Origin of the sequence: Streptomyces incanus, from assembly GCF_042656345.1 — a bacterium.
Classification (GTDB): domain Bacteria; phylum Actinomycetota; class Actinomycetes; order Streptomycetales; family Streptomycetaceae; genus Streptomyces; species Streptomyces incanus.
On the sequence record NZ_JBHSPC010000047.1, the window covers coordinates 97063 to 112769 of the forward strand.

General features: G+C 72.0%; 8 protein-coding genes and 1 pseudogene. 6 read left to right on the top strand and 3 right to left on the bottom strand.

Features of this window, described 5'->3' with window-relative positions; all coding sequences use genetic code 11:
- A partial coding sequence (locus ACFP2V_RS18395) for a nitrate- and nitrite sensing domain-containing protein (RefSeq protein ID WP_381213111.1) occupies positions 1-2979 on the bottom strand: 2979 nt, incomplete at its 3' end.
- Positions 2980-3409: 430 nt separating this feature from the next.
- Here ACFP2V_RS18395 and ACFP2V_RS18400 point away from each other — a divergent pair.
- Entirely contained in the window at positions 3410-4195 is a 786-nt protein-coding gene (locus ACFP2V_RS18400; RefSeq protein ID WP_381213114.1) for a protein phosphatase 2C domain-containing protein, read from the top strand.
- Positions 4196-4584: 389 nt separating this feature from the next.
- Here ACFP2V_RS18400 and ACFP2V_RS18405 read toward each other — a convergent pair whose 3' ends face one another.
- Positions 4585-5079 (bottom strand): MarR family winged helix-turn-helix transcriptional regulator, encoded by a 495-nt coding sequence (locus ACFP2V_RS18405; RefSeq protein ID WP_381213117.1) that lies wholly within the window; start codon positions 5077-5079, stop codon positions 4585-4587.
- Between the two features lie 223 nt (positions 5080-5302).
- On the opposite strand from ACFP2V_RS18405, the pseudogene ACFP2V_RS18410 reads away from it, so the two are divergent.
- Positions 5303-6126 (top strand): annotated as a pseudogene (locus tag ACFP2V_RS18410) (GH25 family lysozyme).
- A 93-nt stretch (positions 6127-6219) separates the two neighbouring features.
- Here the strand turns inward: ACFP2V_RS18410 and lon are convergent.
- Entirely contained in the window at positions 6220-8673 is a 2454-nt protein-coding gene (gene lon, locus ACFP2V_RS18415) for an endopeptidase La (protein WP_381213120.1), read from the bottom strand.
- Positions 8674-8895: 222 nt separating this feature from the next.
- Here lon and ACFP2V_RS18420 point away from each other — a divergent pair, with 222 nt between their 5' ends.
- From ACFP2V_RS18420 to ACFP2V_RS18435, 4 genes are all read left to right on the top strand, one after another.
- Positions 8896-9600, top strand: coding sequence for a spermine/spermidine synthase domain-containing protein (locus tag ACFP2V_RS18420; RefSeq protein ID WP_381213123.1), 705 nt, complete (start codon positions 8896-8898; stop codon positions 9598-9600).
- A 123-nt stretch (positions 9601-9723) separates the two neighbouring features.
- Positions 9724-10464 (top strand): response regulator transcription factor, encoded by a 741-nt coding sequence (locus tag ACFP2V_RS18425; protein WP_381213125.1) that lies wholly within the window; start codon positions 9724-9726, stop codon positions 10462-10464.
- On the top strand, positions 10461-11573 hold the full coding sequence (locus tag ACFP2V_RS18430) for a HAMP domain-containing sensor histidine kinase (RefSeq protein WP_381213128.1): 1113 nt from the start codon (positions 10461-10463) through the stop codon (positions 11571-11573). The genes ACFP2V_RS18425 and ACFP2V_RS18430 overlap by 4 nt, the downstream gene beginning before the upstream one ends.
- 303 nt (positions 11574-11876) lie before the next feature.
- Positions 11877-15683 carry a multifunctional oxoglutarate decarboxylase/oxoglutarate dehydrogenase thiamine pyrophosphate-binding subunit/dihydrolipoyllysine-residue succinyltransferase subunit gene (locus ACFP2V_RS18435; RefSeq protein ID WP_381213130.1) on the top strand — a complete coding sequence of 1269 codons (3807 nt, stop codon included), beginning with the start codon at positions 11877-11879 and terminating at the stop codon, positions 15681-15683.
- Positions 15684-15707 lie beyond the last annotated feature (24 nt).

Sequence of the window (15707 nt, forward strand, 5' to 3'; positions counted from 1 at the left end):
CAGGGCGTCGGCGTCCACCGAGCCGCTGCGCTGCCGGGGTGCCTCGACGGGTGTGGTGATCTTCGGTGTGCGCTTGGGCAACCCCTTGGCGGTGACCGGTTCCGGGGCCTCCGGCTCCGGTTCCGACTGCGCCGCTCGCTCCGCCTCCGGGCCGTCGGGCACGCGCGTGTGCTCGGCGACGGGGGCGGGGGCGGGGGCGCGCACGGGTGCCGGTGCCGGTGCGGGCCTGGTCGGCAGCACGGGCGCGGGCTGGGACTCGGGGTCCGGCGTGGGCTCCGGCCGGGCGGCGGGAACGGGAGCGGGGCCGGCCGCGGCCGGCGGGTCGGCCGTGAGGTCGACGGCCGCGGGAGCGTCGTCCACCGGGTGGCCGGGGTGGGCGGCCGGGGTGTCGGCGCCGGGGGTCCCGGCGGTACCGGCAGGCGTGGCGGTCCCGGCCGAGGCGGGCCGTACGGGCTGCTCGTCGGCCGCCTGCGCGGGCGCCGGGATCAGCAGCTCCATGGTGGTCTCGGCGGGCCGTTCGTGCGTCGCGTCCAGGCCCTCGGCGGTGCCGTCGACGGCTTCGGCCGCGTCAGCCGTCGCAGAGGCGGTCCCAGGGGTTGTCACGGAAATGGTCTCGGAGGTGGCCCGGGAGGGCGCCGGCTCCGTGGCGTCGTCCGTCACGGGCTCCGCGGACCGCTCCCCGGCGGGCTCGTCCAGGTGCTCGTCCGCGGCGGACTCCTCCGCCGCGGGCTCCTCCTGTCGCCGTACCGCCTGTTCCGCCAGGGCGACCAGCGGGTCGCCACCCTCCGTGCGGCCGTGCAGGACGTTGGAATTGGCCTCGGCGTCCACGCCGGGCAGGGAGACACGGGGTGAACCGTCGGTGACGGGACCGGAGGCCGGTACGGCGCCCGGGGCGGCGGCGGCCAGCAGGGGCATGGGCAGGACCACGACCGCGGCGACACCGCCCTGCTTCTGCTCCCGCAGCCGCACCCGTACCCCGTGCCGCTGGGCGAGCCGGGCGACGACGTACAGGCCGAGCCCGAGGCCGTCCTCGCCCTCCTGCTCGTAGGGCGCCTCCGGGTCGAAGTCGGACAGGCGGGCGTTGAGCCGCTCCAGCCGCTCCCCGGTCATGCCGATGCCCTCGTCCTGTACGGAGAGCATGACCTCGCCGCTCTCGAGGAGCCAGCCGGAGACCTCGACGGGCAGGTCGGGCGGGCAGAACGAGGTGGCGTTCTCCAGGAGTTCGGCGAGCAGATGGCTGAGGTCGTCGGCGGCGAACCCGGCGATGTGCGCGTGCGGCGGCAGCGCGGCGATGCGGACCCGCTCGTAGCGCTCGATCTCGCTGACCGCGGCCCGGACGACGTCGACGAGCGGCACCGGGCCCGCCGAGTGCTGGACGTGTTCGGTGCCGGCGAGGACGAGGAGGTTCTCGCTGTGCCGGCGCATCACCGTGGCGAAGTGGTCGAGCTTGAACAGGGTGGCCAGGCGGTCCGGGTCGTCCTCGCGCTCCTCCAGGCTCTCGATGACGCCGAGTTGCCGTTCGACCAGGCCGAGGGTGCGCAGCGCCAGACTGACGAAGGTGCCGCCGATGCTGCTGCGCAGCTGCTCCAGGTGGGCGGTGGACTCGGTGACCTGGGTGCGCAGCTCCTCGCGGGCGTCGGCCATCCGCTGCCGCTGCGCGACAAGGTGCTTGCGGTCGGCCTCCAGCGTGGCGATCCGCCCGGTGAGCTGTGCGGCGTGCGCGTGCAGGGCGTTGACGGAGCGGACGACCTGGGCGAACTCGTCGTTGCGCCCGGTGAACGCGACCGGTTCCTCGCCGCTGGGGTTCTCGGCGCCGGCGAGCCGGGCGGAACCGCGGCGCAGCACGGACAGCGGACGGGTGAGGGTGCGGGCCATGGCGGTGGCGACGCCGACCGTGAGCAGGATGAGGGCGCCGAGGAGGGCGACGCGGATCTCGAGCGCGGTGACGTCGTCGTCGCGCAGTTGGGCGAGGTCCTTGGTGCGCTGGTCGAAGAGGGCGGACTCCACTCCGCGCATCGCCTCGATGCGGGCGGTGAGCGCGGCCGCCAGCTTCTTGGAGCTGGTGGCGAGTTCCTCGTCGGAGAGGGTCGGCTCGTCGGTGAGGTCCTTGAGGTACTTCTCGGCGGCGTCGACCTCGGGGCCGGTGACCGTGGAGTCGTACGAGGCGCGGGTGGCCTTGGGTGCCGTCTCGCGGAAGTCGGCGAGCGCGGCGTCGGAGCGCACGCGGGCCTGGAGGGCGGCCGCGGTCAGCGCGTCGCGCCGCTCGGCGTCGGCGTCCGACGTGGAGGTGGACGTGACGGGCAGACCGGTCAGGGGGTCGATCACGGTCTGGGTGGTGCTCGGCACGTTGAGCGCGGCGAGCAGCAGCCCGCGGGTGGCGGCAGCCTGCTGGACGGCGGTGTCCAGGTCGGCGAGCGCGTAGGAGCCGGAGCCGGCCCGGGGCGGGGTCTCCTCCGCGAGCTGCTCGGCGAGCCGGTGCAGTTGGGTGATGGCGGTGGAGTACGCCTGGTGCGCCTCGAGCGCGCTGCTCTTGCCGGTGAGCGCGGCCCGGCGCAGGGCGGCGATGGCGTCGAGGTCGGCGCGCATCGCGGCCGGGGTGCCGGCGTCGGCGCGCAGTTCCTCGACCTGCCGGTCGACGCGGGTGCTGTGCTGCTCGGTGGGCGCCTTGGCCTCGGGGCGGCCGGCCGCGACGTAGGACGTGACGTCGTCCCGTTCGTCGGCGAGCGAGTGCGCGAGGGCGAGGGCGTCCTGGGTCTGCTCGGCCCGGGTCACCAGGTTCTGGGAGTCGCTCAGCTGCCCGGAGGCGGTGAGCAGGGAGGGCGCCCCGGCGCCGGCGATCGCCGCGGCCACGACCGCGACGGCCACGATGAGCCGGTTGCGCACGTGGGTGGGGCGGCCCCGACCGACGGCGGGCTTCTGCTCAGCGTCCCCCTCGGGGGGCGTCTGCTTGCCTGTGCGACGAGGCCGCGTCTTCTGCACCGGTGCTCGCATTCCTGACTCGTGTACCCGTGGGTCGGGGTGACGTTCCGCCAACAGGCGTCTACGCCCTGCCCGTGTCGAGGGCGTACGCCCTGGCGGACGGCCGGTCACGCTCGGGCAGCGAGACGCCCCCGTCGCTCCCCGACCCTCCCAGTGCCCCTGGGCACCGCACGCGCATCACCTGACCCGCCACTCGAAGGAGTGAACATCGGAGGTGAGTTGGGGGGCAAGTCGCGCGGTCTCCCGCAGCAGCCCATCGCCGCAAGCCGGTTGGACGTCTGCGGCGGCCGGTGGCAGGATGCGCCGCCACGCGCTTCCGGAGCGCTGCAATCCCGCCCAAACGCGGCGCCTGACCTGCACGGCGGCCGGTACGGGGCGAACGGTGGGGGCCTTCGGGAGCCCTTGTGGAGGGGTCGTGCAGACTGGCCGGATGCGTACGGAACTTGTCTCGGAGCCCGGTGACGCGGCCCGCCCCAATGAGGACTTCGCGAGTATCGGGCTTCCGGCCTCCGGGCAGGGCGGTTCACTGGTCGTGCTGGACGGGGTCACGCCACCACGGGACGGCACGGGGTGCCGGCATTCGGTCCCCTGGTTCACCGCGCGCCTCGGCGGGGCGCTGGCCGAACTGACCGTTTCCCTCCAGGATGTCCCCCTGGCGGACCTGCTGTCCCGGGCCGTGTCCCGTACCGCCGAGGCACACGCGGAAACCTGTGACCTTTCTCACCCCCGCACGCCCCAGGCGACGGTGGTGCTGGCGCGCTGGTCACCGGAGTCGGTCGAGTACCTGGTCCTTTCCGACTCGGCCCTGCTCGTCGAGTCGCCGGGCGGGACGGTCACCGCGCTGCTGGACGACCGGCTGGCCCGGCTGCCCCGCTCGGCACTGGCCACGGACGCGCTGGTGGACTCCACCCTGCGCAACAGGGAGGGCGGCTTCTTCACCGCGTCCGCCGATCCGTCGGTCGCGGCGCGCGCGGTCACCGGGACGCTGCCGCGCGCCGAGGTGCGCGCCCTGGCCGCGCTGACGGACGGGGCCACCCGCTGGGTGGAGAGGTTCCGCGAGGGCGACTGGGCGGACTGTCTCGCCCTCGTCCGCAAGGAGGGGCCGCAGACGCTGGTGGACCGCGTCCGGGCCCTGGAGCGGGCGGACACGGACCGGGTGATCCTCGGCCGGAGCAAGACGCACGACGACGCGACGGTCGTGTACGTGGAGTTCTGAGCCCGGTTTCCCGCCGGCCGCCCAGGACCGGTGGACTCCGGTCGGGGCCGCAGTCCCAGGGCCTGTCCGGGGGGCGTGGGGCCCGGCCCGGATGGTCGGGCTCGTCGAAGCCGAGCAGCGCCGTGCCTTCCTCGGCGGCTCGGCCCGGCTCGGCGTCGGTGACCGAGCCCGGCCCCCGGATCGTCGGGACGTACTCGACACCGTCCGGCCTGGTCACGCCGCCGGTGGAGGAGGCCCCATTGCGGTACCGGAACGAGCCGGTGTCGACCGGCGCCTCGACGGCGCGCCGCCGCGCCTCCAATCCCACAGGCCGCCCGTCCGCCCCGGACGCTCGCAAGGCCCCCCACCACCGCCCGCTCCGGTGAGCGGGTACCGCGAACCGCGCTCCGCTACTTCTCCATCCCCTGGTTCAGCTGGTGCAGCAGCCGCGCGAGTTCCGTGACCTCGTCGGGGTCCCAGTCGGCGAGGCCGCGGGCGTAGCGCGCGCGGCGGGCCTCGCGGACCCTGCTCATCCGGCTCCGGCCCTCCAGGGTGAGGTCGACCAGCCAGGCGCGGCCGTCGGCGGGGTCCGGTTCGCGGGTGACGAGACCGAGTTCCTCCAGCGCGTGCAGCTGGCGCGACATGGTCGCCTTGCCGACGCCGATGAAGGCGGCGAGTTCGGTGGCCCGCTGCTTGCCGCACTCGTCCAGACGGACGAGCAGCCCGTACGCGGACGGCTCCAGGTCCGAGTGGACCGCGCGGGACATCTCGCCCTGGCTGGCCCTGGCGCGGCGCAGCAGAACCGTCAACTCCCGTTCCAAGGCGAGAAATCCGGGCTGGTCCACACCGCTGTCGGGCACCTGGGACGAGGTGTCCTCGCCGCCGCTGTTTCCGCCTTCGTGCACGTCAGTCCCTGCCTCGGTTTCACCGGTCGTCCATGTTCCCGCCCAGTGGCGACGCCACTGGGGCTCCGCAAGTATTTCGCAGGCGTGGCCCGACGGCGGCGTCTGGTCCCCGGCACCTTGCCCGTGGCCTGTCCCGCGTCGCGGTTCATATGCGTCGCGGTTCATATGCGTCGCGTTCCTGCTTCCCCTGGGTTCCCCCACCGAGTACCCCCGGAGATCCGGCATGCCCGTGCGCAGATCCGGTTTCACCCGTCACCGCGCGTTCACGGCCGTCGCGGCGGTCCTCTCCCTCCCCTGTACGACTCCCGCGGCCGGGACGGCCGGGGGCCCGTCCGACGTCCCGCCGCGCGGTTCCGCCCACATGCGCGGGGGCGTCGCCGCCCATGACGGCGTCGGCGTCGGCACACCCACCCGCCGCGCCACCCGCACCGAGGGCGTCGACGTCTCCGGCCACCAGGGCGACATGGCCTGGCCGGCCCTGTGGGGCAACGGGGTCAAGGGGGCCTGTGCGAAGGCCACGGAGGGGACGTGCACAGCAACCCCTCCTCCACGCAGCAGTACAACGGCGCGTACAGCACCGGCGTGATCCGCGGCGCGTACCACTTCGCGGCCCCCGACAGCGCGAGCGGCGCCGCCCGGGCCGACTACTTCGTCGACCGCGGCGGCGCCTGGTCGCCCGACGGCGGGACGCTGCCGGGCGTGCTCGACATCGAGTGGACCCCCTACGGAGACGTTTGTTACGGCACGTCGCAGAGCGCGATGGCGAGCTGGATCCGTGACTGCCTGGGCCGGTACCGGGCACGCACCGGCCGCGACGCCGTGATCTGCACGGCGACCAGCTGGTGGCAGCAGTGCACCGGGAACCACGCCGGGTTCGGCACCACCAGCCCGCTGTGGGTCGCCCGGTACGCCGCGACCGTGGGCGAGCTGCCCGCGGGCCGGGCGTACTCCACGATGTGGCAGTACCCCTCCACCGGCCCGGTGGTCGGGGACCACGACCTCTTCAGCGGCACCGTCGACCAGGTGCGGGCCCTGGCCGTCGGCTGACGTCGCCGGCCCGAGCCCCCGGCCCCGGTGCCGCGCGGCGGCGGCCCGGACCTCCCTCACGGGATCCTGACCGCCGCCCATCCGGTGACGCCGTCACACCGCCACCGGAACCTCCGGCGCCGCGCCGTTCGTCGCCGGCGAGAGCGCCAGCTCCAGGACCTGGCGGACGTCGGTCACGGCGTGGACGTCGAGTCCGTCCAGCACCTCGACGGGGACGTCGTCCAGGTCGGACTCGTTGCGCTTGGGGATGATCACGGTGGTGATTCCCGCCCGGTGCGCCGCGAGCAGCTTCTGCTTCACCCCGCCGATCGGCAGCACCCGGCCGGTCAGCGAGACCTCACCGGTCATCGCCACGTCCGTACGGACCAGGCGCCCGGAGAGCAGCGAGGCCAGGGCGGTGGTCATCGTGACGCCGGCGCTCGGGCCGTCCTTGGGCACCGCGCCCGCCGGGAAGTGGATGTGCGCGCCCCGCTCCTTCAGGTCGCCGACCGGAAGCTCCAGTTCGGCGCCGTGGGACCGCAGGAAGCTCAGCGCGATCTGCGCCGACTCCTTCATCACATCGCCCAGCTGGCCGGTCAGAGTCAGTCCGGCGGCGCCCGTCTCCGGGTCGGCCAGGGACGCCTCCACATAGAGGACGTCACCGCCGGCGCCGGTCACCGCGAGCCCGGTGGCGACACCGGGGACGGCGGTGCGGCGCTCGGCCGGTTCCTGGGCGGACTCGGGCACGTGGTGCGGCCGTCCGATCAGACCGCGCAGATCACTGTCCCTGACGGTGAACGGCAACGCCCGCTCGCCCAGTTCGTGCTGGGCCGCGACCTTGCGCAGCAGCCGCGCGATGGACCGCTCCAGGGTGCGGACGCCCGCCTCGCGCGTGTACTCGCCGGCCAGCTTGCGCAGCGCGCCCTCGTCGAGGGCGACCTCGTCGGTGGCGAGCCCGGCGCGCTCCAGCTGGCGCGGGAGCAGGTGGTCGCGCGCGATGACGACCTTCTCGTCCTCGGTGTAGCCGTCCAGGCGGACGATCTCCATCCGGTCCGCCAGCGCCTCCGGGATGGCCTCCAGGACGTTGGCGGTGGCGAGGAAGACGACGTCCGAGAGGTCCAGTTCGACCTCCAGGTAGTGGTCGCGGAAGGTGTGGTTCTGCGCCGGGTCCAGCACTTCGAGGAGGGCTGCGGACGGGTCGCCCCGGAAGTCCGACCCCACCTTGTCGATCTCGTCGAGCAGCACCACCGGGTTCATCGACCCGGCCTCCTTGACGGCCCGCACGATCCGGCCGGGCAGCGCGCCGACGTACGTACGCCGGTGGCCGCGGATCTCGGCCTCGTCGCGGACGCCGCCGAGGGCGACCCGGACGAACCTGCGGCCCATCGCGTGGGCGACGGACTCGCCGAGGCTCGTCTTGCCGACGCCGGGCGGGCCGACGAGGGCGAGCACGGCACCGCCGCGGCGGCCGCCGACGACCCCGAGCCCGCGCTCGGCGCGCCGCTTGCGCACCGCCAGGTACTCGGTGATGCGCTCCTTCACGTCCTGGAGGCCGGCGTGCTCGGCGTCGAGCACGGCCTGGGCGCCCTGGATGTCGTACGCGTCCTCGGTGCGCTCGTTCCACGGCATCTCCAGGACCGTGTCGAGCCAGGTGCGGATCCACGATCCCTCGGGGGACTGGTCGGAGGAGCGCTCCAGCTTGTCGACCTCCTTGAGCGCGGCCTCGCGCACCTTCTCCGGCAGGTCGGCGGCCTCGACGCGGCTCCGGTAGTCGTCGGATTCCTCGCCGTCCTGTTCGCCGTTCAGCTCGCGCAGTTCCTTGCGGACGGCTTCCAGCTGGCGGCGCAGCAGGAACTCGCGCTGCTGTTTGTCGACGCCGTCCTGGACGTCCTTGGCGATGGACTCGGCGACGTCCTGCTCGGCGAGGTGGTCGCGCAGCTGCTGGGTGGCGAGCTTCAGCCGGGCCACCGGGTCGGCGGTCTCCAGCAGGGCCAGCTTCTGTGCGGTGGACAGGAACGGTGAGTAACCGGAGTTGTCGGCGAGGGCGGAGACGTCGTCGATGGCCTGGACGCGGTCGACGACCTGCCAGGCGCCGCGCTTGCGCAGCCAGGCGGTGGCGAGCGCCTTGTACTCGGTGACCAGCTCGACCACCTGGCCGGGATAGGGGTCTCCCTTGTCCGAACGGAGTGGAGAACTCGGGGAACGCTCCGGCACGGTCTCGTCGACCCGGGTGCCCTCCACCCACAGCGCGGCACCCGGCCCGGTCGTCCCGGCGCCGATCCGCACCCGGTCCCGGCCCCGGATCAGGGCGCCCGGGTCGCCGTCGGCCAGCCTGCCGACCTGCTCGACCGTGCCCAGGACGCCGGTGCCGGCGTAGGTCCCGTCGATGCGTGGCACCAGCAGGACCCTGGGCTTCCCGGGCTCCGACGTGGCGGCGGCCTGGGCGGCCTCCACCGCGGCGCGCACCTCGGAATCACTCAGGTCCAGTGGGACCACCATTCCGGGCAGCACGACCTCGTCGTCGAGCGGCAGCACGGGCAGGGCGAACGGTGTGGACTCAGCAGCCATGATCTCCCCTTCGGCAGTCAAGTTGAGCTACATCGGCTCAATGCTCCTGAGTCCTTGATTGTTCCCGGGGCGCGTCCTTCTGCGTTCGCCCTCAGCGATCATCCGACGGCCGGGGAGTGAGGGGGAGCTCCCGGGGCCGCCGGGGACCGCCGGGCGCCGCTCGGGACGACCGGAACGGCGGGAGGCGTCCCGCCGTACGGGGAGTGCTGCCAAGATGAACGTATGTCCACCCCCTACGACATTCCCGAAGTCCTGGACCGCCGCGAGGGCCCGTACGGGGAGGTGGTGCTCCGTCGGCACGGCAGCCTGCTGCAGATCATCGCGAACGGCTGCTTCCTCATGGACACCTCCGACGGCCGCTCGGAGCGCCGGCTGGTCGACGCCGCCCTGGCCGCGCTCGATGCCGCCGACACCCACGCGGGGCACGGTCCGCGGCAGGACCCGCACGTCCTCATCGGCGGACTCGGCGTCGGCTTCTCCCTCGCGCACGCCGCCGCCGCACCCCGCTGGGGCCGCATCACGGTGGTGGAGCGCGAACCCGCCGTCATCGACTGGCACCGCGCGGGCCCCCTGGCCGAACTCTCCGAGCGCGCTCTCGCCGACCCCCGCGCGAAGATCGTCGAGGCCGATCTGGTGACGTACGTCCATGAGACGTCCGACACGTTCGACGCGCTGTGTCTCGACATCGACAACGGCCCCGACTGGACCGTCACCGAGGGCAATGGCGGACTCTATTCCCCCACCGGACTCCGGGACTGCGCAAGGGTGTTGACCCCCGGCGGAGTACTCGCGGTGTGGTCCGCCCAGCCGTCCACGGATTTCGAGGGAACCTTGCGGAATGCCGGGTTCCAACAGGTGCGTACCGAAGAGATCCCCGTTGCCCGGGGCGTTCCGGACGTCGTGCACCTCGGCGTCCGCCCTGGATAGCAAAGCCGCGATGACTCCCCGTACGCTGCTGCACGGACGCGGATCATTCAAGCGTCAATCGCAGTCATGCGCAGAAACGGATTCACCCCACGGGTTCCGGAAAGCACACTTCAGGGGCGGGCGATGGAGCAGACACACACCTCCCACAACGGGACGGCGGCGACCACTCCGGGCGCACAACGCCGGGTCCTGGTGGTCGAGGACGACGCGACGATCGTGGACGCCATCGCGACCCGCCTTCGTGCCGAGGGATTCCTGGTGCAGACGGCGGGCGACGGTCCGTCCGCCGTCGACACGGCGGAGGCCTGGCAGCCCGACCTGCTGATCCTCGACATCATGCTGCCGGGCTTCGACGGTCTGGAGGTCTGCCGGCGCGTGCAGGCCCAGCGGCCGGTGCCGGTGATGATGCTGACCGCGCGCGACGACGAGACCGACATGCTGGTCGGGCTGGGCGTCGGCGCCGACGACTACATGACCAAGCCGTTCTCCATGCGGGAACTCGCGGCACGCGTGCATGTGCTGCTGCGCCGCATGGAGCGGGCGGCCCTGGCGGCCTCCACCCCGCGCAGCGGCATCCTGCGCCTGGGGGAACTGGAGCTCGACCACGCGCAGCGCAGGGTGCGGGTGCGCGGCGAGGACGTCCATCTGACGCCCACCGAGTTCGACCTCCTGGTGTGCCTGGCGAACACGCCCCGCGCGGTGCTCTCCCGGGAGCAGCTGCTGGCCGAGGTCTGGGACTGGGCGGACGCCTCCGGCACCCGGACCGTCGACAGCCACATCAAGGCGCTGCGCCGGAAGATCGGCGCCGAGCGCATCCGTACCGTGCACGGCGTGGGCTACGCCCTGGAGACGCCGGCGCCATGAGCGACGGGCCGGCCGCACGGAGAGGCCCCGGGAATCCCGGTTCCTGGGGCGGCGTCCGCCCGTTCTCCATCAAGACCAAACTGGGTGCGCTGGTCGTCGTCTCGGTGCTGATCACCACCGGGCTGTCGATGATCGCGGTGCACACCAAGACGGAGCTGCGCTTCATCACGATCTTCTCGACGATCGCCACCCTGCTCATCACTCAGTTCGTGGCGCACTCCCTCACCGCGCCGCTGGACGACATGAACGCGGTGGCCCGGTCCATCTCGCACGGCGACTACACCCGCCGGGTGCGCGAGAACCGCCGGGACGAGCTGGGCGACCTGGCCCAGACCATCAATGTCATGGCCGACGAGCTGGAGGCCCAGGACCATCAGCGCAAGGAGCTGGTGGCCAACGTCTCGCACGAGCTGCGCACCCCCATCGCGGGTCTGCGCGCGGTGCTGGAGAACATCGTCGACGGCGTCACCGAGGCCGACCCCGAGACCATGCGCACCGCGCTGAAGCAGACCGAGCGGTTGGGGCGTCTCGTGGAGACGCTCCTCGACCTGTCCCGCCTGGACAACGGGGTCGTCCCGCTGCGGCGGCAGCGGTTCGAGGTGTGGCCGTACCTCTCCGGCGTGCTCAAGGAGGCCAACATGGTCGCCTCCGCGCGCGCGGGCATGACCACCGGTTCCGGCGGCCACACGCGCACGGACGTCCACCTGAGCCTCGACGTCTCGCCATCGGAGCTCACCGCGTACGTCGACCCGGAGCGCATCCACCAGGTCGTCGCCAACCTCATCGACAACGCGGTCAAGCACAGTCCGCCGCACGGCCGGGTGACGGTCAAGGCACGACCCGGCCCGCAGCAGGACTCGCTCCAGCTGGAGATCCTGGACGAGGGGCCCGGCATTCCGCGGACCGAGTGGCACCGCGTCTTCGAGCGGTTCAACCGCGGCAGCGTCAACCAGCCGCACGGTCCGGGCAGCGACGGGGGCACCGGTCTCGGCCTGGCGATCGCCCGCTGGGCCGTCGATCTCCACGGCGGGCGGATCGGAGTGGCCGAATCCGAGCGGGGCTGCCGAATTCTTATCACTCTTCCGGGAGTCTCTCCCTCGTCAGGTTGACGTAAGGTGCCCAGCGGAGCCGCAAGATCCATACACGTTCGCGCTGATGGGCACGTGTGATCAGGCGCAGATTCGGACACAGGCCCGTGGAGCGAGTGCGCCGGGTCGCGACCGACCCGTTCCCGATGCGCCCCGACAGCGCGGAACCACGGTTGTTTCCCGCCATTTCCCGCGCCGAAACACCCTCCGAGATGTGACTTGCACGACGTTGAACGGGCCCGGCCTGACCTTCTTGGTCAAGGAGGCGTAGCCTTAATTTCCGCTGTCCATCATCTTGTGAAGCGGAAGAGGGCGGTTGACGCCGTGTCGCCACAGTCCCCCAGTAACTCGAGCATCTCGACCGACACCGATCACGCGGGCAAGAACCCTGCCGCGGCCTTCGGTGCCAACGAATGGCTCGTCGACGAGATCTACCAGCAGTACCTCCAGGACCCGAACTCGGTCGACCGGGCCTGGTGGGACTTCTTCGCCGACTACAAGCCGGGCGCCCCCCAGGCCTCGGCTCCGGTGAGCAACGCGGCGACGGGGACCGCTGGCACGACGACGGCCGCGCCGGCCACTCCGGCCCGGCCCGCCGCCACGCCCGCGCCCGCCGCCCCGCAGCCCGCCGCCGCACCGCCGGCTGCCCAGCCGGCCGCGAAGGCCCCGGTGCCCGCTCCGGCGAAGGCCGCTCCGGCCCCCGCCAAGCCGGCCACCGCGAAGTCCCAGGCCCCCAAGGCGCAGCCCGCCGACGGGGTCAAGCCCGGCATCGAGCAGGTGACGCTGCGCGGCCCGTCCGCCGCCGTCGCGAAGAACATGGACGCCTCCCTGGAGGTGCCCACGGCCACGTCCGTGCGCGCGCTCCCGGTGAAGCTCCTGTTCGACAACCGCATCGTCATCAACAACCACCTCAAGCGTGCCCGCGGCGGGAAGATCTCCTTCACGCACCTCATCGGCTACGCGATGGTCCAGGCCATCAAGGCGATGCCGTCGATGAACTGGCACTACGCGAAGGTGGACGGCAAGCCCACCCTGGTGAAGCCGGAGCACATCAAGTTCGGCCTCGCCATCGACCTGGTCAAGCCGAACGGCGACCGCCAGCTGGTCGTCGCGGGCATCGAGAAGGCCGAGACGCTGAACTTCTTCGAGTTCTGGCAGGCCTACGAGGACATCGTCCGTCGCGCCCGCGACAACAAGCTGACGATGAACGACTTCACCGGCGTCACCGTCTCGCTGACCAACCCCGGCGGCCTGGGCACCGTCCACTCCGTGCCCCGCCTGATGCAGAACCAGTCGGTCATCCTGGGCGTCGGCTCCATGGACTACCCGGCCGAGTTCCAGGGCACCAGCCAGGACACCCTCAACAAGCTCGGCATCTCGAAGGTCATGACGCTCACGTCGACCTACGACCACCGGGTGATCCAGGGGGCCGCCTCCGGCGAGTTCCTGCGCGCCGTGGCGAACCTGCTGCTCGGCGAGAACGGCTTCTACGACGAGATCTTCGAGGCGCTGCGCATCCCCTACGAGCCGGTCCGCTGGCTCAAGGACATCGACGCGTCCCACGACGACGACGTCACCAAGGCCGCCCGCGTCTTCGAGCTGATCCACTCCTACCGGGTCCGCGGCCACGTCATGGCCGACACCGACCCGCTGGAGTACCGCCAGCGCAAGCACCCCGACCTGGACATCACCGAGCACGGGCTCACCCTGTGGGACCTGGAGCGCGAGTTCGCGGTCGGCGGTTTCTCGGGCAAGACCCTGATGAAGCTGCGCGACATCCTCGGTGTGCTCCGCGACTCGTACTGCCGCACCACCGGCATCGAGTTCATGCACATCCAGGACCCGAAGCAGCGCAAGTGGATCCAGGACCGGGTGGAGCGCTCGCACTCCAGCCTGGAGCGCGAGGAGCAGCTGCGCATCCTGCGCCGGCTGAACGCGGCGGAGGCCTTCGAGACCTTCCTGCAGACCAAGTACGTCGGCCAGAAGCGCTTCTCCCTGGAGGGCGGCGAGTCCGTCATCCCGCTGCTCGACGCCGTGCTGGACTCGGCCGCCGAGTCCCGTCTCGACGAGGTCGTCATCGGCATGGCCCACCGCGGCCGGCTGAACGTGCTGGCCAACGTCGTGGGCAAGTCGTACGCGCAGATCTTCCGCGAGTTCGAGGGCAACCTCGACCCGAAGTCGATGCACGGCTCCGGCGACGTGAAGTACCACCTGGGCGCCGAGGGCACCTTCACCGGTCTCGACGGCGATCAGATCAAGGTCGCCCTGGTCGCCAACCCCTCCCACCTGGAGGCGGTGGACCCGGTCCTGGAGGGCGTCGCGCGCGCCAAGCAGGACATCATCAACAAGGGCGGCACGGACTTCACCGTCCTGCCGGTGGCGATCCACGGCGACGCGGCCTTCGCGGGCCAGGGCGTGGTGGCCGAGACCCTGAACATGTCGCAGCTGCGCGGCTACCGCACCGGCGGCACCGTCCACGTCGTCATCAACAACCAGGTCGGCTTCACCGCCGCGCCCGAGTCCTCGCGCTCGTCGATGTACGCGACGGACGTGGCCCGCATGATCGAGGCCCCGATCTTCCACGTGAACGGCGACGACCCGGAGGCCGTGGTCCGCGTCGCGCGGCTGGCCTTCGAGTTCCGCCAGGCGTTCAACAAGGACGTGGTGATCGACCTCATCTGCTACCGCCGCCGCGGTCACAACGAGTCGGACAACCCGGCGTTCACCCAGCCGCTGATGTACGACCTGATCGACAAGAAGCGCTCGGTGCGCAAGCTGTACACCGAGTCCCTCATCGGTCGCGGCGACATCACCCTGGAAGAGGCCGAGCAGGCGCTGCAGGACTACCAGGGCCAGCTGGAGAAGGTCTTCACCGAGGTCCGCGAGGCGGCGTCCCAGCCGACGGCCGCGGAGCCCTCGGAGCCGCAGGCCCAGTTCCCGGTGGCCGTCGAGACGGCGGTCACCTCGGAGGTCGTCAAGCGGATCGCCGAGTCGCAGGTCAACATCCCCGACCACGTCACCATCCACCCGCGTCTGCTGCCGCAGCTGCAGCGCCGGGCGGCGATGGTCGAGGACGGCACGATCGACTGGGGCATGGGCGAGACCCTCGCGGTCGGCTCGCTGCTCCTGGAGGGTGTCCCCGTCCGGCTGTCCGGCCAGGACACGCAGCGTGGCACCTTCGGCCAGCGCCACGCGGTCGTCATCGACCGTGAGACGGGCGACGAGTTCACGCCGCTGCTGTACCTCTCCGAGGACCAGTCGCGGTACAACGTCTACAACTCCCTACTCTCCGAGTACGCGGCGATGGGCTTCGAGTACGGCTACTCGCTGGCCCGCCCCGACGCGCTGGTGATGTGGGAGGCGCAGTTCGGCGACTTCGTCAACGGCGCGCAGACGGTCGTGGACGAGTTCATCTCGTCGGCCGAGCAGAAGTGGGCCCAGACCTCCGGGGTGACCCTGCTCCTGCCGCACGGCTACGAGGGCCAGGGCCCGGACCACTCCTCGGCCCGCCCGGAGCGGTTCCTGCAGCTCTGCGCACAGAACAACATGACGGTCGCGATGCCGACCCTCCCGTCGAACTACTTCCACCTCCTGCGGTGGCAGGTGCACAACCCGCACCACAAGCCGCTGGTCGTCTTCACCCCGAAGTCGATGCTGCGCCTGAAGGCCGCGGCCTCGAAGGCGGAGGAGTTCACCACGGGCCAGTTCCGCCCGGTCATCGGCGACGACTCGGTCGACCCGGCCGCGGTCAAGAAGGTCGTCTTCTGCGCCGGCAAGGTCTACTACGACCTCGAGGCCGAGCGGAAGAAGCGCGGCGTGACGGACACGGCCATCCTCCGCATCGAGCGCCTGTACCCGCTGCCGGGTACCGAGCTCCAGGCGGAGATCAAGAAGTACCCGAACGCCGAGAAGTACCTGTGGGCCCAGGAGGAGCCGGCGAACCAGGGTGCCTGGCCGTTCATCGCGCTCAACCTGATCGACCACCTCGACCTGGCGGTCGGCGCCGACGTCCCGCACGGCGAGCGTCTGCGCCGCATCTCGCGCCCGCACGGCTCGTCGCCGGCCGTCGGTTCCGCGAAGCGGCACCAGGCCGAGCAGGAGCAGCTGGTGCGTGAGGTGTTCGAGGCCTGACGGGCTTCCGCCCGACGGGCTTCT